The sequence below is a fragment of the Nocardia sp. NPDC088792 genome (genome assembly GCF_044750615.1).
Classification (GTDB): domain Bacteria; phylum Actinomycetota; class Actinomycetes; order Mycobacteriales; family Mycobacteriaceae; genus Nocardia.
The window spans coordinates 202,025-219,531 of the sequence record NZ_JBIVKC010000003.1; the positions used below are offsets into that span (position 1 = coordinate 202,025).

General features: G+C 66.5%; 21 protein-coding genes. 12 read left to right on the forward strand and 9 right to left on the reverse strand.

The features are described 5' to 3' along the window. Positions 1-6 precede the first annotated feature (6 nt). The 5 genes from ACIP5Y_RS18895 to ACIP5Y_RS18915 are packed head-to-tail and all read left to right on the forward strand — an operon-like array spanning position 7 to position 5,152. Complete coding sequence (locus ACIP5Y_RS18895; protein ID WP_400351537.1) at positions 7-468, forward strand: anthrone oxygenase family protein; 462 nt, start codon at positions 7-9, stop codon at positions 466-468. A 46-nt stretch (positions 469-514) separates the two neighbouring features. Further along, positions 515-829 carry an EthD family reductase gene (locus ACIP5Y_RS18900; RefSeq protein ID WP_400351538.1) on the forward strand — a complete coding sequence of 105 codons (315 nt, stop codon included), beginning with the start codon at positions 515-517 and terminating at the stop codon, positions 827-829. 3 nt (positions 830-832) lie between these two features. Beyond that, positions 833-2,323: a UbiD family decarboxylase gene (locus tag ACIP5Y_RS18905; protein ID WP_400351539.1), complete on the forward strand. Its 1,491-nt coding sequence runs from the start codon at positions 833-835 to the stop codon at positions 2,321-2,323. Continuing rightward, positions 2,320-3,669 carry an NAD(P)/FAD-dependent oxidoreductase gene (locus tag ACIP5Y_RS18910; protein ID WP_400351540.1) on the forward strand — a complete coding sequence of 450 codons (1,350 nt, stop codon included), beginning with the start codon at positions 2,320-2,322 and terminating at the stop codon, positions 3,667-3,669. The genes ACIP5Y_RS18905 and ACIP5Y_RS18910 overlap by 4 nt, the downstream gene beginning before the upstream one ends. A 10-nt stretch (positions 3,670-3,679) precedes the next feature. Continuing rightward, positions 3,680-5,152, forward strand: a complete 1,473-nt coding sequence (locus ACIP5Y_RS18915; RefSeq protein ID WP_400351541.1) for an aldehyde dehydrogenase family protein — start codon at positions 3,680-3,682, stop codon at positions 5,150-5,152. A 66-nt stretch (positions 5,153-5,218) separates the two neighbouring features. Here ACIP5Y_RS18915 and ACIP5Y_RS18920 read toward each other — a convergent pair whose 3' ends face one another. Both ACIP5Y_RS18920 and ACIP5Y_RS18925 read right to left on the reverse strand, forming a co-directional pair. Further along, a complete protein-coding gene (locus tag ACIP5Y_RS18920; protein WP_400351542.1) occupies positions 5,219-6,181 on the reverse strand; it encodes an alpha/beta hydrolase in 963 nt (320 codons plus the stop codon). A 129-nt stretch (positions 6,182-6,310) separates the two neighbouring features. Then, positions 6,311-6,943: a TetR/AcrR family transcriptional regulator gene (locus ACIP5Y_RS18925; protein WP_400351543.1), complete on the reverse strand. Its 633-nt coding sequence runs from the start codon at positions 6,941-6,943 to the stop codon at positions 6,311-6,313. Between the two features lie 78 nt (positions 6,944-7,021). On the opposite strand from ACIP5Y_RS18925, the gene ACIP5Y_RS18930 reads away from it, so the two are divergent. Continuing rightward, positions 7,022-8,038: a GlxA family transcriptional regulator gene (locus ACIP5Y_RS18930; RefSeq protein ID WP_400351544.1), complete on the forward strand. Its 1,017-nt coding sequence runs from the start codon at positions 7,022-7,024 to the stop codon at positions 8,036-8,038. A gap of 163 nt (positions 8,039-8,201) precedes the next feature. After that, complete coding sequence (locus ACIP5Y_RS18935) at positions 8,202-8,900, forward strand: tetratricopeptide repeat protein (RefSeq protein WP_400351545.1); 699 nt, start codon at positions 8,202-8,204, stop codon at positions 8,898-8,900. A 27-nt stretch (positions 8,901-8,927) separates the two neighbouring features. Here the strand turns inward: ACIP5Y_RS18935 and ACIP5Y_RS18940 are convergent, their stop codons facing one another. Beyond that, positions 8,928-9,863 (reverse strand): SDR family NAD(P)-dependent oxidoreductase, encoded by a 936-nt coding sequence (locus tag ACIP5Y_RS18940; RefSeq protein WP_400351546.1) that lies wholly within the window; start codon positions 9,861-9,863, stop codon positions 8,928-8,930. A 159-nt stretch (positions 9,864-10,022) separates the two neighbouring features. Between ACIP5Y_RS18940 and ACIP5Y_RS18945 the strand changes: the two genes are divergently transcribed. Then, positions 10,023-10,871: a helix-turn-helix transcriptional regulator gene (locus ACIP5Y_RS18945; protein WP_400351547.1), complete on the forward strand. Its 849-nt coding sequence runs from the start codon at positions 10,023-10,025 to the stop codon at positions 10,869-10,871. 33 nt (positions 10,872-10,904) lie between these two features. Here the strand turns inward: ACIP5Y_RS18945 and ACIP5Y_RS18950 are convergent, their stop codons facing one another. Together ACIP5Y_RS18950 and ACIP5Y_RS18955 are read right to left on the reverse strand one after the other, a co-directional pair. Continuing rightward, positions 10,905-11,252, reverse strand: a complete 348-nt coding sequence (locus tag ACIP5Y_RS18950; protein ID WP_400351548.1) for a putative quinol monooxygenase — start codon at positions 11,250-11,252, stop codon at positions 10,905-10,907. 23 nt (positions 11,253-11,275) lie between these two features. Beyond that, positions 11,276-11,647, reverse strand: coding sequence for an alpha/beta fold hydrolase (locus tag ACIP5Y_RS18955; RefSeq protein WP_400353908.1), 372 nt, complete (start codon positions 11,645-11,647; stop codon positions 11,276-11,278). Between ACIP5Y_RS18955 and ACIP5Y_RS18960 the strand changes: the two genes are divergently transcribed. After that, complete coding sequence (locus ACIP5Y_RS18960) at positions 11,558-11,755, forward strand: winged helix-turn-helix transcriptional regulator (protein WP_400351549.1); 198 nt, start codon at positions 11,558-11,560, stop codon at positions 11,753-11,755. The genes ACIP5Y_RS18955 and ACIP5Y_RS18960 overlap by 90 nt on opposite strands. 62 nt (positions 11,756-11,817) lie before the next feature. Continuing rightward, positions 11,818-12,468: a TMEM175 family protein gene (locus ACIP5Y_RS18965; RefSeq protein ID WP_400351550.1), complete on the forward strand. Its 651-nt coding sequence runs from the start codon at positions 11,818-11,820 to the stop codon at positions 12,466-12,468. A 9-nt stretch (positions 12,469-12,477) separates the two neighbouring features. Here the strand turns inward: ACIP5Y_RS18965 and ACIP5Y_RS18970 are convergent, their stop codons facing one another. Further along, positions 12,478-13,398 (reverse strand): helix-turn-helix transcriptional regulator, encoded by a 921-nt coding sequence (locus ACIP5Y_RS18970; RefSeq protein WP_400351551.1) that lies wholly within the window; start codon positions 13,396-13,398, stop codon positions 12,478-12,480. Between the two features lie 163 nt (positions 13,399-13,561). Here ACIP5Y_RS18970 and ACIP5Y_RS18975 point away from each other — a divergent pair, with 163 nt between their 5' ends. Then, a complete protein-coding gene (locus ACIP5Y_RS18975) occupies positions 13,562-14,542 on the forward strand; it encodes an aldo/keto reductase (protein WP_400351552.1) in 981 nt (326 codons plus the stop codon). A 60-nt stretch (positions 14,543-14,602) separates the two neighbouring features. Beyond that, positions 14,603-14,992 carry a DUF2255 family protein gene (locus ACIP5Y_RS18980; RefSeq protein WP_400351553.1) on the forward strand — a complete coding sequence of 130 codons (390 nt, stop codon included), beginning with the start codon at positions 14,603-14,605 and terminating at the stop codon, positions 14,990-14,992. A gap of 16 nt (positions 14,993-15,008) precedes the next feature. Here the strand turns inward: ACIP5Y_RS18980 and ACIP5Y_RS18985 are convergent, their stop codons facing one another. From ACIP5Y_RS18985 to ACIP5Y_RS18995, 3 genes are all read right to left on the reverse strand, one after another. Then, entirely contained in the window at positions 15,009-15,317 is a 309-nt protein-coding gene (locus tag ACIP5Y_RS18985) for a hypothetical protein (RefSeq protein WP_400351554.1), read from the reverse strand. A gap of 300 nt (positions 15,318-15,617) precedes the next feature. After that, complete coding sequence (locus ACIP5Y_RS18990) at positions 15,618-15,941, reverse strand: hypothetical protein (protein ID WP_400351555.1); 324 nt, start codon at positions 15,939-15,941, stop codon at positions 15,618-15,620. Between the two features lie 130 nt (positions 15,942-16,071). Beyond that, a complete protein-coding gene (locus ACIP5Y_RS18995) occupies positions 16,072-17,400 on the reverse strand; it encodes a cytochrome P450 (protein WP_400351556.1) in 1,329 nt (442 codons plus the stop codon). Positions 17,401-17,507 lie beyond the last annotated feature (107 nt).

Sequence of the window (17,507 nt, forward strand, 5' to 3'; positions counted from 1 at the left end):
ACGAAAATGTATCGCACACTGGACTTTCTGGCGATCCTCTCCGCCGCAATGCTGGTCGGCCTCATGACCACCTTGCTGACCGTCATGCGCGGGCTGTGGAATCAGCAGCCCGAACTCGAGGCGGCCCGCAACTTCCAGGACTTCCTGCAGCACGCGGGCACCAACCGAATCCTGTCCACGCTCACCATCATCCCCATCATCAGCGCCGTCTGGATGGCCTTCCTGCACGCGCCCAGCACCACGGCCAAGGTATGCGCCCTGACCGGTGGTGGAGTCTTCCTGCTCGGCTTCTTCCTCTGGACCGCCATCTTCAACCTGCCGATCTACAAGGCCGTCGCCAAATGGAACCTGGCCGAATCCACCCCGGGCGACGTCCGCACCCAGATCCGCCGCTTCCACACCTCCAACCTCGGCCGCCTCACCGCCGCCCTCGCGACCACGGTGCTGTTCTTCGTGGCCGTCTTCTGATCCATCGCGAAGATCGGATTCCCCGACTGATCGAAAGGAATTGCAAGTGGCACTTGTTGCGCGTTTCCTCGTGCTCTGGGACACCCCTACCGATCCCGAAGAGTTCGACAAACACTATCGAGAAGTACATATCCCGCTGTGCAAACAGCTGCCCGGTCTGCGTCGTTTCACGCTGTCGCGTAATCCGGCTCCCATTATCGGCAAACCCTATTACCAGGTCGCCGCGCTCGATTGGGACGATATGGCCGCGCTGCGAGCGGCATTCGCCAGTGAGATCGGCTTGCGTACGGCCGCGGACGGGCTCCGGCTCCGTTGTCTGTCGGAGCAGCGCAGCATGGCCATCGAATTGGATGCGGTCTGAGCCATGACGCATTTCAAGAGTCTGCGTGAGTTCATTGTCGCGCTGGATGAGATCGGGGAGATTCAGCGGATCGACACGGCGGTCGATTGGGATCTGGAGATCGGCGCCGTGATTCGCCACTCCTACGATTTGCGGGCCGCCGCACCGCTTTTCACCAACATCACGGGATATCAGGAGACGGGGTTCCGGGTGCTCGGTGCGCCGGGGGCGCTATCGGGCCCGCAGCATCCGCTGGCGCGGTTCGCGCTGGCATTGGGCCTGCCTGCCGACGCGCACGGCCGCCAGATCATCGAGACACTGGTCGCTGCGCGGAATCAGCCGGGCATTCCGCCGGTGCCCGTGCAGCGGGCCGACGCGCCCTGCAAGCAGAGCATCATGCTGGGCAACGATATTGATCTGTATCGGTTCCCGACGCCGAGGTTGCACGGCCATGACGGTGGCCGCTACATCCAGACCTTCGGCATGAACATCGTCCGGACGCCTGACGGGTCGTGGACGAACTGGTCGGTCAATCGAATGATGATCTCGGACAAGGACACACTCGCTTGCCTGATCGCCGACACTCAGCACCTGGGAATCATCCGGGCGCAGTGGGCCGTGCTCGGTCAGCCGATGCCGATCGTGCTGGCGATCGGTGTCGAGCCCGGACTGCCGTTGGTCGGCGGGATGCCGCTGCCACAGGGTGTGGACGAATCCCATTACCTGGGAGCGATATTCGGCGAAGGCATCGAAGTCGTGCCTGCCGAGACGGTGGATCTGCCGGTGCCGGCGACCGCGGAGATCGTCATCGAGGGCCACATCGCCCTCGATGAGACCGTGCTGGAAGGGCCCTACAGCGAATTCCCCGGCTACATCGCCACCGAGGCCACTCCCAAGAAGGTCTTTCACGTCTCCGCGATCACCTACCGGGACGAGGCCATCATGCCCGCGTTGGCCGCCGGGCCGCCGACCGAGGAGAACCACGTCATCATCGGGACCACGAGCGCCGCCGAGATCTGCTACGAGCTGCGCAGCGCCGGTCTGCCGATCTCGCTGGCCTGGTACAACACCGAGGCCGCGCTGCACTGGCTCACCCTCAGCGTCGCCTCGGACTGGCACGAGACCACCGGCATGGGCTCACACGAGCTGATCGACGAGATCGCCGCGGTCATCTTCCGTGGCAAGCCCAGCGTCCACGCACCCAAGATCCTGGTCGTCGAGGACGACGTCGACATCACCCGGATCGAAGGGGTGGTGTGGGCATTCGCGACCCGATCCCACCCGGACCTGTCGCGCGGGGAATTCCATTACCCGCCCGCGTTGTCCGACCCGCTCGCGATCTATCTCTCCGAGGAGGAGAAGCACAGCTTCCGGACCGGGAAGGTCATCTACAACTGCCTGCTCGCCGACCTCTACCCCGAGGGGCGCCCGATCAAGGGCAGCTTCGAAAACGGCTGGCCCCCTGAGATTCAGGACCGAGTCCTGTCCCGCTGGCAGAAGTACGGGTACCGATGATGGCGACTGCACCGCATCGCGTGGTGATCGTGGGTTCCGGGTTCGGCGGACTCGCCGCCGCCAAGAAGCTGCGCCGCGCCGACGTCGAGGTGACGCTGATCAGCGAAACCACCTCACACCTGTTTCAGCCATTGCTGTATCAGGTTGCCACGGGCGTACTCTCGGCCGGCGATATCGCCCCGGCCACACGGCTGATACTGCGCAAACACCGCAACACACAGGTATTGCTCGGCACTGTCGTCGACATCGACGCGCACGCGGGCACGGTCACCTCGCAGCTCGGAGAGCTCGAAACGATCACCGCGTTCGACAGTCTCATCGTGGCCGCGGGCGCCCGGCAGTCCTACTTCGGAAACGATCACTTCGCCGAACACGCCCCGGGCATGAAGACCATCGAGGACGCCCTCGACCTGCGGGCGCGCTTGCTCACCGCGTTCGAACGGGCCGAACTCACCGAATCGGCGGAAGAACGCGCGCGGTTGCTGACCTTCGTGCTGGTCGGCGGCGGGCCCACCGGCGTCGAATTGGCCGGTCAGATCAGCGAACTGGCCGCTCGCACGCTCGAGGGCGCCTTCCGGCGCATCGATTCGAGACAAGCGAATGTGGTCGTGGTCGAGGGCGAATCGGAGTTGTTGCCCGCCATGCCCGCGAAGCTGAGACTCGCTGCGCTGCACCGGCTCACCCATATGGGAATCGACGTGCAGCTGAGCACCCGGGTCACCGACGTGGACGCCGACGGCGTCACGGTGCGTGACGCCGCCGGCACCCTGCGCCGGATCGAGGCCGCGAACACGGTGTGGACCGCCGGTGTACAAGCCGGACCGCTCGGCAAGCTGCTGGTCGGGGAGGCCGACGGCACCGAGATGGACCACGCGGGCCGGGTCATCGTGGAACCGGACCTCACCATCAAGGGCTTCCCCAACGTGTTCGTGATCGGCGACCTGATGTCGGTGCCCGGTGTACCGGGGTTATCACCGGCTGCCATCCAGAGTGGTATTTACGCTGCCGAGCGTATTCGGGCCGGGCTGGCAGGTGAGGATCCCGCGCAGCGAAAACCGTTCCGGTACTTCGACAAAGGCAGCATGGCGGCGGTCTCGCGCTTCGATTCCCTTGTCCAGATCGGCCGTGTGCAATTCGGTGGCGTGCTCGGCTGGCTGGTCTGGCTCGCCGTGCACCTGTACTACCTCGTCGGCTACAGCAACCGGCTCATCACGGTGATCTCGTGGTCGGTTGCCTTCCTCGGCCGGCGACGAGGCCACACCGTCACCACCCGCCGGTGGGCACTGGCCCGGCCGCCCGAACCCGCGCTGCCCACTCCGCGCACTGCCACCCCGACAATCATTTAGGCACAGGTCAATGACAACCGATACTTCCACCAAGCTCGATCCCGCACTGTTGTTCATCGACGGTGAATTCCGTTCGGGCACAACCGGTGAGACCGTCGACGATATCGATCCCACCACCGAAGACGTCATCTGCACGGTCGCCCAGGCCACGCCCGAGGATGTCGATACCGCGGTCACCGCCGCCCGCCGCGCCTTCGAATCCGGGCCGTGGCCCGCGCTGAGCCCGAAGGAACGCAGCAAACTGCTGATTCGCATCGCCGCCGCGATCGACGAGCGCGGTGACGAACTGGCCCTGCGCGAAACACTCGACGTCGGAAAGCCGTTCGCGACCACCGCACGCGACGACGTCGCCAATGCGGCCGACCTGCTGCGTTATTACGCCGGGCTGGTCGAGCAGCTCGACGGAGCCGCACGGCCGGTGGGCGGGGACTCGCTGGCCTACACCCGCCGCGAACCCCTCGGCGTGGTGGGTGCGATCACCCCGTTCAACTTCCCGCTGAAGCTCACCATGAACAAGGTCGCTCCCGCGCTGGCGGCCGGGAACACGATCGTGCAGAAGCCCGCCGGCACCACACCACTCTCGGCGATCAAACTCGCCGAGATCATGCACGACGCCGGCCTGCCCAGCGGCGTCTACAACGTGGTCCCCGGTCCCGGCCGCACCGTCGGCGATGCGATCATCAGCCACCCCGGCATCGACAAGATCGCCTTCACCGGCTCCACCAGCGTCGGCAAGCACCTCATCGCGGCCGGCGCCGACACTCTCAAACGGGTCACGGTCGAGCTGGGCGGCAAGGGAGCACAGATCATCTTCGATGACGCGGATCCCGAGCGAGCGATCGAATCCGCTTTCCGCGGAGCGTTTTTCAATACCGGCCAGTTCTGCATGGCGGGCAGCCGCCTGCTGGTGCAGCGGTCCATCTACGACAAGATCGTCGACGGTTTGGTCACCCGGGTCGAGAATGCCGTGATCGGCGACCCGTTCGACCACGGCACCGAACTCGGCCCACTCGCACACAAGGCCCAGTTCGACAAGGTCGTCGAGTACGTCGCGATCGGCAAAGCCGAAGGCGCGGTACTACGCACCGGCGGCGCAGCCGGATACCAGGGCTGGAACGGCCGCGGCTACTTCCACCAGCCGACCATCTTCGCCGACGCCACCCCGCAGATGCGGATCAGCCAGGAAGAGATCTTCGGACCTGTGCTCACCGTGATCCCGTTCGACACCGAAGACGAGGCCATCGCCATCGCCAACGGCACCCCCTACGGACTCTCCGCCGGCCTGCACAGCCGCGACCTGCACCGCGTGCACCGCGTCGCAGCCCGGCTGCACGCCGGAATCGTCTGGGTCAACATCTGGGGAGTCCTGCAGTCCAACACGCCCTTCGGCGGCTACAAGGCCTCCGGCTACGGTCGTGAACTCGGCCCCGAAGCCCTCGAAGAGTACCTGCAGTACAAGACCGTCTACCTCGGACTCGACTGAGCGCCAACGCTTCACGGTGGGCTGCTCCCTCGGAGAATCCGGGTGAGCAGCCCACCATGGTGCCGGTCAGTCGTGCAGGGCCGCGGTCAGGACGCTGACCGCTTGGGCCACGGCGGCTTTGGCGGCGTTGGTGTCGTGGAGGGTGTTGAGCATGACGAAGTCGTGGGTGATGGCGGCGTAGCGGACCTGGGTCACCGGGACGCCCGCGGTGCGGAGTTTGGTGGCGTAGGCCTCGCCTTCGTCGCGCAGGACGTCGGCCTGGGCGGTGATGATGAGGGCGGGCGGGAGGCCGGTCAGCTGCTCGGGGGTGGCGCGCAGGGGAGAGGCGGTGATCTGGGCGCGGTCGGTCTCACTGGTGGTGTACTGGTCCCAGAACCATTGCATGCCTTCGCGAGTCAGGAAGTAGCCGGTGGCGAACTCCCGGTAGGAGGCGGTGTCGAAGTTGGCGTCGGTGACGGGGTAGAACAGCACCTGCCGGCGGAAGGACACGTCGCCGCGCTCCTTGGCCATCAGGGTCAGGGCAATGGCCATATTGCCGCCGACCGAATCGCCCGCGATGGCGATCCGGGTGCCGTCCAGGCCCTTCGCCGCGCCGTCGGTGGTGACCCACTGGACCACCCGGTAGGACTGCTCGTTGGCGACCGGGTAGCGCACCTCGGGGGAGCGGTCGTATTCGGGGAATACGACGGCCGCACCGGCACCGACGGCCAGATCGCGGACCAGGCGGTCATGGGTGTGCGCGTCGCCGAACACCCAGCCGGCGCCGTGGGTGTACACGATGACCGGCAGCACACCGGTCGCGCCCCGCGGCTTGACGATACGGACTCGCACCGAGCCGGTCGGGCCGCCCTCGACGGTGATCCACTCCTCGTCGATCTCCGGTTTGAAGATGGGGGAATCCTGCACCCCGTCGACCGTCTTGCGGCCCTCCTCCGGCGAAAGCTGGTACAGGAAAGGCGGTTCCGAGGTCGCGTCCACGAATTCCTGGGCGGCGGGCTCGAGCGAGATGCCGTGCGGATTGCCTGCCATGGTTATTGCCTTTCGTCGCGTCGACGTGCGCGCATCGGCGAGCACACAACCCAGTCTGCGCGGCGCGGGCAGTCGCCGACCCCGCTCGGCGGGCCAGGAATCCCTGGAAACGGGACATCGGTGAGTCGGCTAGCGGGAGCGCACCTCGCGGGCGCCCGCGGTCGGGTCGATCCGGTCGGCCCAGGTCGACGGCAGGGCGGCGAGCGAGATCTCGGCGATCTCGTGCAGGCGGCGCACCGGAATATCCATGCGGCTCAACTGGATCAAGCCCTGAGCGACGACGATGACGTGCGCGCTGAGCGCGGCTACGGCGGTGTCGTCATCGTCGGGGGCGGCCCGGCGCAGCCGCTCGGCGACGCCCTGCTCCATGGCGGTCGTGGTGCGCGCACCCAGCGCGGCGACCTCCGGAATACGGCCGCCCAGGGCGGCGACGCTATTGATCATCAGGCAGCCGCGGCGGCCCGGCTGTGCGGCGCAGTCCGCGATGACGGCATGCAGCAGCGCCAGCACCGCGGCGCGCGCGGAACCCGGTGCGGCGAGCACGGTATCGCGTACGAAGGCGGCCCGGCGGTCGCAGTAGCGCGCGAAGGCGGCGAGGAACAAGCCGCGTTTGTTGCCGTACGCGGCGTAGATGCTGCCATTGCCGACGCCGGCGACGAGCGAGACGTCCTCCACCGACGTGTCGTCGAATCCCTTGGACCAGAACAGCTCGGTCGCGGCGTCGAGCAGGTCCGATTCATCGAACTGTCGTGGCCGTCCCATGCGGTCACCGTACCAATCGACGTGCGTCGATGCTCACAGACCTTGTTCTGGAGGCGTGCCTCCAGAATACTGGTCGGCATGCCCTCCTCATTCGCGCGAAAGTCTCGACGGCGCATCGGGTTCCTGGTCTTCGACGGTGTCAAAATGCTCGACTTCGTCGGTCCGGCCGAGGTATTCGTGGAGGCGAACCAGTCGGTATCCGACTATGAGGTGGTGCTGATCTCGCCCGACGGCCGCAGCGTGCAGACCTCGCTCGGCAGCCGGATCGAAGTGAGCGGCGCGGCGGCCGATGCCGGACGATTCGATACCGTCGTGATCCCCGGCAGCGAACTGCCGCCCACGCGATTCGTCACCGCCGAGGTCCTCGCCGCAGCCTGCGCCCTCTCGGCGAAAACCCGGCGCCTGGTATCGATCTGCAGTGGCGCATTCGTACTGGCCGAACTCGGACTGCTGGACGGCAGGCAGGCCACCACGCACTGGAAGTTCACGCGCGAACTCGCGCACCGATATCCGAAGGCCGACGTACAGCCCGACGCCATCTTCGTCCGCGACGGAAACCTCTACACCTCGGCCGGAGTCGTGGCCGGCGTCGATGTGGCACTGGCGCTGGTGGAGGAGGATCACGGACCCGATATCGCACGCCGGGTCGCGCAATCGCTGGTCGTCTACATGCAGCGGCCGGGCGGGCAATCGCAATTCTCGGCCTCGCTGAACGGGCCTGCCCCGCGCAGCGCGCTGGTGCGGCGCGTGGTGGACCTGATCTGCGTGGACCCCGCATACCCGCACACCGTGCAAACACTGGCCGCGCACGCGCAAGTCAGCCCGCGCCATCTCACCCGGCTGTTCCGTTCGGAACTGGAACGCTCACCCGCCGAATACGTTGGGTTCGTTCGCTTCTGCGCCGCCCGCGACCTCCTGCACGCCGGCCACACTGTCACCGAAGCGGCCATCGCCGCCGGATACGGTAACAGTGAAGCCTTGCGCCGGGCTTTCGTTGCGCGCCTGGGCATCTCGCCGAGCAAGTACCAGCAGCGGTTCCGATCGACCGGATCGGCGGTGACACCGCAGGACGAGGAGGTCCGGGCGGTGTCCTGATCCGGCGACCTCCGTCAGGGAAATCGCCGGAAGGCGTTGCGCGGCTCAGAGACCGAGCGAGCTGAGCAGCGGGCCGATCACGGGAAGGGAAGAGGGCGAATGCGATTCGATGGGCGGCCGTTCTTGTATGGCAGCGGTGATCCGCCGCTGCGACAATGACAGAATGTCCGAGTCTGCCCGAAACGCTTTCGTCGTAGGGCTTTCCCTGTCCCAGAGCGGCGATTTCGAGTCCGCGCGCGGCGCGTTGATCACCTCCATGCTGGCCGATGATCCGGAATGGTCGTCCCGGGCCGCGGGCCTGCTGGGAGAACTGTTCCTGGAGCGCAACGACTTCGCCGAGGCCGAACCGGTCCTGCGCAGGGCGGTCGAGGCGGGTCATCCGGAGTGGTCGGCCAGCGCCGGGCTGGCGCTCGGGGTGGCGCTCGCCGGACGAGGCGATGCGGCCGGGGCCGAACAGGCCTACGGTGCGGTCATCGCCACCGGGCACCGTGATCACGCACCGAATGCCTGGTTCAATCTCGGGACCCTGTACCAGCAGCAGCGCGCGTCGCGGAAGGCCGTGGTGGCATACCGGTCCGCGATCGAGTCGGGGCATCCCGAGATCGCCCCGAAGGCAATGGTGAACCTGGGTTTCGTCCTGTTCAACGACCTGCACGACACAGCGGGAGCCGAGGCCGCCTTCCAATCGGCGATCGACTCCGGGCACCCACAGCAGGCGAACCTGGCGAGGACCAATCTCGCCGCGATACGGCAACTGGCCGCCCAGAGCAGCGGGACCTACGCCGAGACAGCCGACGATGTCGACGTCTCCACCGGACACGGCGAGGGTGACCTCCACTGGAAGACCTGGCATCCGAAGTAGGTCGCCGTGGTAGTGGGAGTGCCGCTACTAGGCAGCGGATTTGAGGAGTTCGGCTGTGGCGTCCCACAATCGGGCCTCGCGGTGCGGATCCTTCGCGAACGGCTGTACCTCACGTTCTTGGTCCTTGACCACGAATGCGCCGTCGCGCAGGTGCGCCCAGCGGTCGTCGAGCATGATCGATGCGAGTGCCGGGCCGGAGCGGGCCGGTGACGAGACGCCGGGGATTCGGCCTATTGCACGTCCGATTCGCTGGGCGGCTGCGCCGTGTTCTCTCATCAGACCGGTGCCCGGCATGAAACCCGGTTCGAAGACCGCGACATTGATCCCTGCCGGCGCTCGGCGCTGGAGCTCGTGGGCGTAGTAGAGGATCGCGAGTTTGGAGTCGGAGTAGGCGGTGCCGCTGAGCTCTAGTGTCGCCGGTACCTCCGCGGCCGTGGGGCGCGACAGCTCGATCGGATCGCGCCAAGCGGCCGGTGCGACCGACAGTATCCGGCGAAAGATGTTCTGGTAGTAGGTGTTCGAACCCAGCAGGACGATGCGGGCCGGGGTGGCGAACGAGTCGAGGAGATCGCCGATGAGCTGCGCATGTGCGAGGTAGTTGACGGCGAAGGTGAGTTCGTATCCGTCCGCTGACACGTTGTGGGTGTCGGCGGACGAGAGACCGGCGTTGGCCACCAGACCGCGCAGCGGGCGCACCGCGCCGTCATGCAGGAGTTGTTCGACCTGCTGCGCCGCGGTACGGACGTCGGCCAGCCGGGCCAGGTCACAGCCGATCTCGCGCACGACCGCGCCTGCCGCACGGGCCTCCTGGGCCACCTCGGTCAGTGCTCGACCGGCCCTGCCGACGAGCAGCAGGTCGGGGCGTTCGTGGGCAGGGCGATCGGCCATCGCCAGCGTTGCGGCGCGTCCCAATCCGCCGGTCGGACCGGTGATCAACACGGTTCCGGAAGCGATCGAGTTCATGATTCTCCGTTCGTCGTTCTGCCGTTGGACACCGCCGGTCAGGACCGGCGGACCTCGTGGTTCGAGTCTCGGCCGGACTCGGCCGGTCAGGCAGTCGTCCGGTTTTCGTAGGACTGCCAGGGCCACGACAAGCACATCCGGGGCGGGCACAGTGGAGAAATGGACTCATGGGAGTTCGGTACGACGGTACGCCGGTGGCGTGACCGGGTGCGGCCGAGCAACGTCGGTATCGGGGCAGGTGGACGGCGCCGCGCGGTCGGGCTGCGCCGCGAAGAGCTCGCCGGGCTGGCCGGGATCTCGGTCGACTACCTGACCAGACTCGAACAAGGCCGGGCCACTTCGCCTTCGGTGCAGGTCGTGGAGGCGCTCGCGCGCGCGTTGCGTGTCTCCGACGCCGAACGCGACCTGCTCTTCCGGCTGGCCGGCCACGTCACCCCCGGACCCGGCGTCGTCTCGTCGCGCATCACGCCGAGCGTGCAACGGCTGCTCGACCGGCTGGCGAACACTCCGGTCGCCGTCTATGACGCCACCTGGACGCTCGTCGTGGCAAATGCACCCTATGACGCGCTGATGGGCCAGACGACAAGCTGGCGCGGCATCGAACGAAACAGCGTCTGGCGCAACCTCATCGGTCCGGGCACCCGCGCGGTCCACACCCCGGGGGAGCAAGCCGACTTCGAGGCTCGATTGGTCGCGGACCTGCGGCTGACGGCCGCGCGCTACCCCGCCGATCAGCGGCTGAAACAGCTGATCCGCGACCTCGCCGCGCAGAGCCCGCGCTTCGTCGAGCTCTGGGAATCCGGCGTCGCCGAAGTGCACCAGGACTACGGGCGGCACAAGACCATCGACCACCCCGACGTCGGTCGCATCACGCTGGACTGCGACACGCTCCTCGTCGCCGCCGACGACCTCCGCGTCATGATGTATACGGTCGAACCCGAGACAGCGGACGCCGAACGCCTCGCGCTCGCAATCGTTCTCGGCAACCAGTCACTGATCGACCGATGACCCGTTGCCGCATGCCCTGGGTGCGGTGACCGACTACTTCACGTCGCCGGGGAAGTCGGGGTAGATCGTCACCTGCGGCCGGGTACTCGCCCACTCACGCACCCAGGGCCCGATGGGTCCGTAGAGCTCCGCGGAAACCATCTCCGCGGACTCGTTCACCTGCGCCAGCAACTTCTCGCCCCGCTCGTTGTGCGCCATGGCCGCATCCGAGTCGACATACTCCTCGATCACCACATAACTGCCGGGCGTAGTGGAAAACCATCGATACGTGAGGGTTTCGGGCTCCTCGAGCGCCTGCGCGCGCAGCGCGAGCGCGGCTTCCTCGAACTCGGCCCGCCGGCCATCCCGCACATCGAAACGAACTCGCACGAAAAAGCTCATGGGACCATTTGATCATGTGCGGGCTATTCGCCCGAGCCCACAGTTCCGGCGGGACCGGAGGATGATGCGGCGTTGCCGGCGAGGAATTCCTCGATCAGCGTCCGTAGTGCGGGCAGGCCGTCGACGGGAATGATGTGGCCGCAGTCGGGGATGACGTGGCTGACCAGGTCATCGGTGCATGATTCGAGTTGCCGGGCGAGTGCGTCGCCGACCGGATGGGCGCCGATGGCGAGGGTCGGTACCCGTAATCGTGTTGTGGCGGCCGCGGTTTCGATCTGGCGTGCGGTGTCGGGCATAGCGCGGTAGTGCGCGAAGGCCGCACGCAACGCGCCGGTGCCGGTGTAGGCGGCCTGGTCGCCCGGCGCGTCGAACCCACCGTCCCGCCCAAGGTCCACTACCGGCTGACCGACCTGGGTCTGTCGCTCGAGGTCCCGCTCTCGGCCCTACGTGCCTGGGCCGAGGAACATATGGCTGCGATCGACGAATCATCCACCTCGCCATAGATACTCGGCCGCGCCGGGATCTGCGATCCGCGCATCGTGCCGGGATGTTCTACAGTCGCGTCGTGAGTGGTCGGGAGCACGCCTTGTCAGGTTCGGCGCACAGCGAGCGTGGGTTGGAGCGGTTGGTTTTCTTCAGCGATGCGGTGGTGGCGATTGCGATCACATTGATCGCATTGCCGCTGGTCGACAGTGCGCGCGACGTGCGGGACTCCGGGGCTTCGAAGTTCCTGGCGAACAACAGCTATGCGCTGACCGCCGCCGGGATCAGCTTCGTGGTCATCAGTTCGTTCTGGCGCGACCATCATCGGCTGTTCGAGCGCGCCACCGGATATACCGCGCTGTTGATCCGGGTGAACATGTTATGGCTGCTGGCGATGGTCGCCATCCCGGTGGCGACCGTGCTCGACGTCTATTCGCGCCGTAGCGATCGGGTCGCCATCGGAATCTACGTCGGCGTCATCGTTTTCGCGATGGCCATGGCACGAATCGAAGAACTGCTGCTCTACCGGAGCGGTCTGCTGACCGACGCTACCGTGCTGACACCCGTGGATCTGGCCAGCCACTGGATCACCGTCGGCGCTGCGGTCCTGGCATTGGTCGTGGCCGTCGCGTTGCCGCATATCGGCCTGTGGTCCTTGCTGATTCTGCTGGTGGCCGCGCCGCTGCCGGGTGCGGCACGGCGTCGGTGGGGTGCACGCGGTGCGGTGGCGTAGCGAATCAGGTTATGAGACTTGATGGTTCGCGATACCGCCGGGCCGTGTAGAGGGAGGGGTCTGCGGATCGGGGAGGTCGTTGCGGTCTGTCGTCTCGGCCCAGCTGGCCAGCAGGTTCAAGGCGTCGAGTGAGGGTGAGGCGGGTTCGGCGGTGTAGGCCATGATGGTCAGTCCGGGGTCGGCGGGCAGTTCCAGGGCGTCGTAGTCGAGGGTGAGCACGCCGACGACCGGGTGGTGCAGGCGTTTGGCGCCGCCGCGGTGCACGTGGACATTGTGGGTGGCCCAGCGGGTGCGGAACAGGTCGCTTCGGGTGGCGAGTTCCCCGACCAGATCTGTCAGGGGCTTGTCGTGCGGGTCGCGTCCGGCTTCGGCGCGCAGGATCGCGACGGTGCCGGCGGCCATGCGTTCCCAGTCAGGGTAGAAATCGATGGCCGCGGGGTCCAGGAACATGAAGCGGGCCACGTTCGGCGGGCGGCGCGGGCCCGCGAGGATCGGACTGAGAAGGGCTCTGCCGAGTTGGTTGGTGGCCAGGATGTCCAAGCGGCGGTTGCGCACGTAGGCCGGGGAGGTGGACATGGAATCGAGGATGCGCTGGATGCTCGGGCGCACACGGGGTTTGGGGGTGCGCGCGGCTGTGCGGGTGCCGGCATTGGCGGCGGCGGCCAGGTCGAACAGGTGGGCGCGTTCGGCCTCGTCGAGCTGTAAGGCGCGGCAGAGGGCCTCGAGGACGCTGTCGGAGACGCCGCGGGCATTGCCGCGTTCGAGCTTGATGTAGTAATCGGCACTGACACCGGCCAGCAGCGCGACCTCCTCACGGCGCAAACCCGTCACCCGGCGGTTGCCGCCATTGGCGGGTAGCCCGGCTTGCGCCGGCGTGAGTTTCGCGCGGCGCGAGGTGAGGAAGTCGCGGAACTCGGTGCGGGCATCCATATCCACCACGATAGGTCCGCCGCTGCGGGCATGAGGGGTTCTGTCAGTACCTGCATCAGCAGAAACTCCCTGATGAGAGGGCATGAGTGGCAGGGTGGGCAGCGAAGGCAGCCGCCTTCTGCGGCAAGCACACCAGTCCCACCTCACTCAGCAGGAGTAGGCCATGGAATACACGCGATTGGGAACGTCCGGGCTGAAGATCAGCCGAATCGCCTTGGGCTGTATGAGCTTCGGCGATCCCGCCAAGCGCCTGACCTGGGTGCTCGACGACAACGCGGCCGAGCCCATCTTCCGTCGAGCCGTCGAACTCGGTATCACGTTCTGGGACACCGCGAACATCTACGGTTTCGGCACCTCGGAGGAGATCGTCGGGCGGGCGCTGCGCAAGTACACCCGGCGCGAGGACATCGTCCTGGCCACCAAGTTGTTCGCGCCGATGCACGAGGGCCCCGGCGGGGCGGGGCTGTCCCGCAAGGCCGTCATGGAGCAGATCGACGCCTCGCTGCGGCGCCTGGACACCGACTACGTCGATCTCTATCAGATCCATCGCTTCGACCCGCAGACACCGGTCGAGGAGACGATGGAGGCGCTGCACGATGTCGTCAAGGCGGGCAAGGCCCGCTATATCGGCGCCTCGTCGATGTGGGCCTGGCAATTCGCCAAAATGCAGTACACCGCGCAGGCCCACGGGTGGACCCGATTCGTCTCCATGCAGGACCAGTACAGCCTGATCCATCGCGAAGAAGAACGCGAAATGTTCGGTCTGCTCGCCGACCAGGGCGTGGGAAGCATTCCGTGGAGCCCGCTTTCGGGTGGACTGGTCACCCGCCCCTGGGGCGAACGAACCACCCAGCGCGCCGAGGCCGATCGAAGGGTCGACATGTACGGTCGCCCGATATTCCTCGACAGCGACCGGGCCATCGTCGACGCGGTCGAACGCATCGCCCAAGCCCGCGGCGTTCCCATGGCGCAGGTGGCCATGGCCTGGGTGCTGCGAAACCCGGTCGTCTCCGCCCCGATCGTGGGCGCGACCAAACCACAGCACCTCACCGACGCCGTCGCCGCACTGGACATCGAACTCACCGCTGAGGAGATCGACTCCCTCGAACAGCCCTACGTCCCGCGCGTACCCACGTTCTTCTGACCTCCTGCCGCCCGCGCGGGAGACTGTTCGATGACCCGGGAATGTGCTCTGGTGATAGGCATGGATGCGAACTGGACTCCGGACGACATACAGCGGATAGACGCTGCCGACGAACTGCAGATCGCCGCCGAACGCAGCGACGGGACCCGATGGCGTTGGACGCCGATCTGGGTCGTATGCGTCGGTGACCAGGTATATGTGCGGACCTGGTACCGACGGGATTCCGGCTGGTTCGGTCATGTGCTGAAGTCCGGTCGAGCCGGCATCCGTGTCCCGGGACTACAGGCAGATGTCGTCGTCGAGAACGTCGCAGCAGACTCGGACCCGGTACGCGCAAGTGTCGATGCCGCCTACCGCACCAAGTATGGGAGGTATGGAATCCCGGCAGTCGGGCCCATGGTGGCAGATGCCGCCGCAGCGACGACTCTGCGGCTGACCCCGAGAGCGTGACGGGTGCGCGAAGATCTCAACTCTCGAGGAAGTTCCGCACGCTGTTGAGCACATAGGCCGGATTTTCTTCCAGCACCCAGTGATTGGCGTTGGGCACGACATCGGTGGTGACATGTTCGGCCACACGGCCGGTCAGCGCGCCGACGCTCGCGCCCATACTGTGCTCGCCGTAGAAGGTCGACTCCTTGCCATCGATGAGCTGGTCGGCCAGATCATCCTTCGGGCCGTTGGCCAGCCAGTCCCACCAGAAGGTCCCGGGCTTGGCCTGCACCTGGTTCAGGTAGTCACCGGTCGGCGGGGCCTCGAGAATCGCCAGATGCGCCACGTCGGAACGGTATTCGGCGGCATATGCCAGACCGATCGCGCCGCCCAATCGTGGCCGATGATGTCGAAGCGGCCGAAATTCAGGTTCTGTGCCACCGCGTGTACGTCGCCTGCGACGGCCGAAGCCTGGTCCCGTCCTCGAACCCGGGGAACGTACCGGCCTTCGCCGGTGCGGCCTCGTGCGACGACGAGCAAGATGTCGCGAGCAGCGTGCCCGCGGCCAATACCGCGACGAGTGGGACCATCCGTCGAGCGAATGTAGTGAAACGCATGTGCCCTTCCTGACCTCTCGTCTATCTGTTCAGGCCGGGTGGGCGTGGCGGCTCAGGCCGGGCAGTTCATTGAGCCTCGGGGTGAACACGTTGTGGAGAGGCAACACGGTGATGGTGTGCTTCTCCTCCACCCCTACCGCTGTCATCGCAGGAAACAGGGTGCTGTCGAGGAATCGCACGAATTCGTCTCCGTCGTCCCAGATTTCGACGATCCGCATCCCCTCCTCGGTCTGCCCGGCCAAGTGCAGGTAGATGCTGCCGAGCGCATGGCCCTCGACGCCCATACGGTCGACGACCGCGTCGTATTGCTCGGAGGTGATGCCGACGACATCGAGAATGCCGAGAATTGCCATGATGCAACGCCTTTCAGTCGGACCCGGCGCACAGGATCCACGGGATCGATCTGTTCCACACGCTATGGCCGAGAGCTGCGAGCAGGAATCAGTCGATCGACTGGTCCGGACCCCAGTCGACGCGCCGACGTCAGCGGGGTAGGAGGGTGATGCGGGCGTTGTCGGCGGGGCTGAGGCCGGTGTGGAAGCGGCGTGGGGGTTCGAGGTAGCCGGGGGTCGTTTCGATGCGGCGGTGTCCGAGGATGACGCGGAACAGGATTCGGGCTTCGGCGAGGGCGAATTGGGCGCCCAGGCAGCGGTGCGGGCCGGCGCCGAAGGTGAGCCAGGTGTGGCCGTCGGGGCGGTCGTCGAGGAAGCGTTCGGGGCGGAAGGTCAGCGGGTCGGGGTAGTGCTGTTCGGATTCGTGGATGAGCAGGACCGGGACGATGACCATGGCGCCCTTGGGAATTGCGACACCGTTGATCACGGTGTCGCGTAGGGCGCGCCGGCCGGTGAAGGGGGATACCGGGCGCAGGCGCATGGTTTCGGCGACGACGGCATCGAGGTAGGCGTCGAGGCGGTCCTGGTCGCCGGAGTCGGCGGCCGCGTCCAGTTCGGCCATGGCTTCCGGGTGCGCGGCCAGCATGGCGGCGATCCAGCCGAGGGTGATCGCGGTGGTTTCGTAGGCGCCCAGCAGGACTCCGCGCATATTGCGGGCGAGTGCGACATCGTCGTGCTGATCCAGGTCGGTATCGATATAGCGCGCCAGCATGTCTCGGCGGTCGGCGGCGTGCCCGGGTGCGGATCGGCGCGCGGTGATCTCCTCGATGATCACGGCATCGACCTCGGCCTCGCGGCGCTGCAGCGGGAGATAGGGCGGGGTGTAGCCGCCGAACAGCGGGGTGAGCAAGGTGACGGCGAGGAAACCGCGGCTCTCGATTTCGCCGAACCATTGCTTGACCGCCTCCTGCAGCCGCTCCCGGCGGCCCGGAGCCACATCCCCGAAAACGACGCCCAACAGCACGCCGATCGCCAGGTCGTAGCCGACCCGCAGGAACTCGATCGGTTCTCCCACCGGCCAATTCGGCAGTTCGCGCTCGACCACCTCCACCATGAGGTCTTCGTAGGAGCGCAGCGCCTTGCTCTGGAACGGCGGTGAGAACAGCCGTCGTTCGCGCCGATGCGCGTCGCCGTCGAGGAAGATCAGCGTCTGTTTGCCGAACATACGGTCATGGCTCGACAGGCGGCTCAGCAGTTGCCCGATCGAGAAGTCGTCATGGTTCGCGAATACCTCGCGCACATCGTCCATATCGTGGGTGACCAACATGGTCGGAAATCCCGGCGCCGAGACCACGAACCGTTTTCCCAGGTCCAGCAATGGGGAACGATGCGTGCCGGGCCGCAATAATCCGCCGAGCCGGCCGAAATGGCGGGTACGTAGTCGGGGCAGCTGGTTCAGCGAAATCGCGGTCTGTGACACGCAGTCATCCTCACCGCTGGATCGGCCCGGCGCAAACATGAAATTCGCTCGGCCACAATGAGTGTCGTTTCATTGCTGCCCCTATTTTTCGGGGCTCGGGGCGCGGT

What these genes read in the sequence shown, in the direction of transcription:
- ACIP5Y_RS18895 (WP_400351537.1), top strand. Translation starts at nt 7, where the DNA reads ATGTATCGCACACTGGACTTTCTGGCGATCCTCTCCGCCGCAATGCTG.
- ACIP5Y_RS18905 (WP_400351539.1), top strand. Translation starts at nt 833, where the DNA reads ATGACGCATTTCAAGAGTCTGCGTGAGTTCATTGTCGCGCTGGATGAG.
- ACIP5Y_RS18910 (WP_400351540.1), top strand. Translation starts at nt 2,320, where the DNA reads ATGATGGCGACTGCACCGCATCGCGTGGTGATCGTGGGTTCCGGGTTC.
- ACIP5Y_RS18915 (WP_400351541.1), top strand. Translation starts at nt 3,680, where the DNA reads ATGACAACCGATACTTCCACCAAGCTCGATCCCGCACTGTTGTTCATC.
- ACIP5Y_RS18920 (WP_400351542.1), bottom strand. Translation starts at nt 6,181, where the DNA reads ATGGCAGGCAATCCGCACGGCATCTCGCTCGAGCCCGCCGCCCAGGAA.
- ACIP5Y_RS18925 (WP_400351543.1), bottom strand. Translation starts at nt 6,943, where the DNA reads ATGGGACGGCCACGACAGTTCGATGAATCGGACCTGCTCGACGCCGCG.
- ACIP5Y_RS18930 (WP_400351544.1), top strand. Translation starts at nt 7,022, where the DNA reads ATGCCCTCCTCATTCGCGCGAAAGTCTCGACGGCGCATCGGGTTCCTG.
- ACIP5Y_RS18935 (WP_400351545.1), top strand. Translation starts at nt 8,202, where the DNA reads ATGTCCGAGTCTGCCCGAAACGCTTTCGTCGTAGGGCTTTCCCTGTCC.
- ACIP5Y_RS18940 (WP_400351546.1), bottom strand. Translation starts at nt 9,863, where the DNA reads ATGAACTCGATCGCTTCCGGAACCGTGTTGATCACCGGTCCGACCGGC.
- ACIP5Y_RS18945 (WP_400351547.1), top strand. Translation starts at nt 10,023, where the DNA reads ATGGACTCATGGGAGTTCGGTACGACGGTACGCCGGTGGCGTGACCGG.
- ACIP5Y_RS18950 (WP_400351548.1), bottom strand. Translation starts at nt 11,252, where the DNA reads ATGAGCTTTTTCGTGCGAGTTCGTTTCGATGTGCGGGATGGCCGGCGG.
- ACIP5Y_RS18970 (WP_400351551.1), bottom strand. Translation starts at nt 13,398, where the DNA reads ATGGATGCCCGCACCGAGTTCCGCGACTTCCTCACCTCGCGCCGCGCG.
- ACIP5Y_RS18975 (WP_400351552.1), top strand. Translation starts at nt 13,562, where the DNA reads ATGGAATACACGCGATTGGGAACGTCCGGGCTGAAGATCAGCCGAATC.
- ACIP5Y_RS18980 (WP_400351553.1), top strand. Translation starts at nt 14,603, where the DNA reads ATGGATGCGAACTGGACTCCGGACGACATACAGCGGATAGACGCTGCC.
- ACIP5Y_RS18990 (WP_400351555.1), bottom strand. Translation starts at nt 15,941, where the DNA reads ATGGCAATTCTCGGCATTCTCGATGTCGTCGGCATCACCTCCGAGCAA.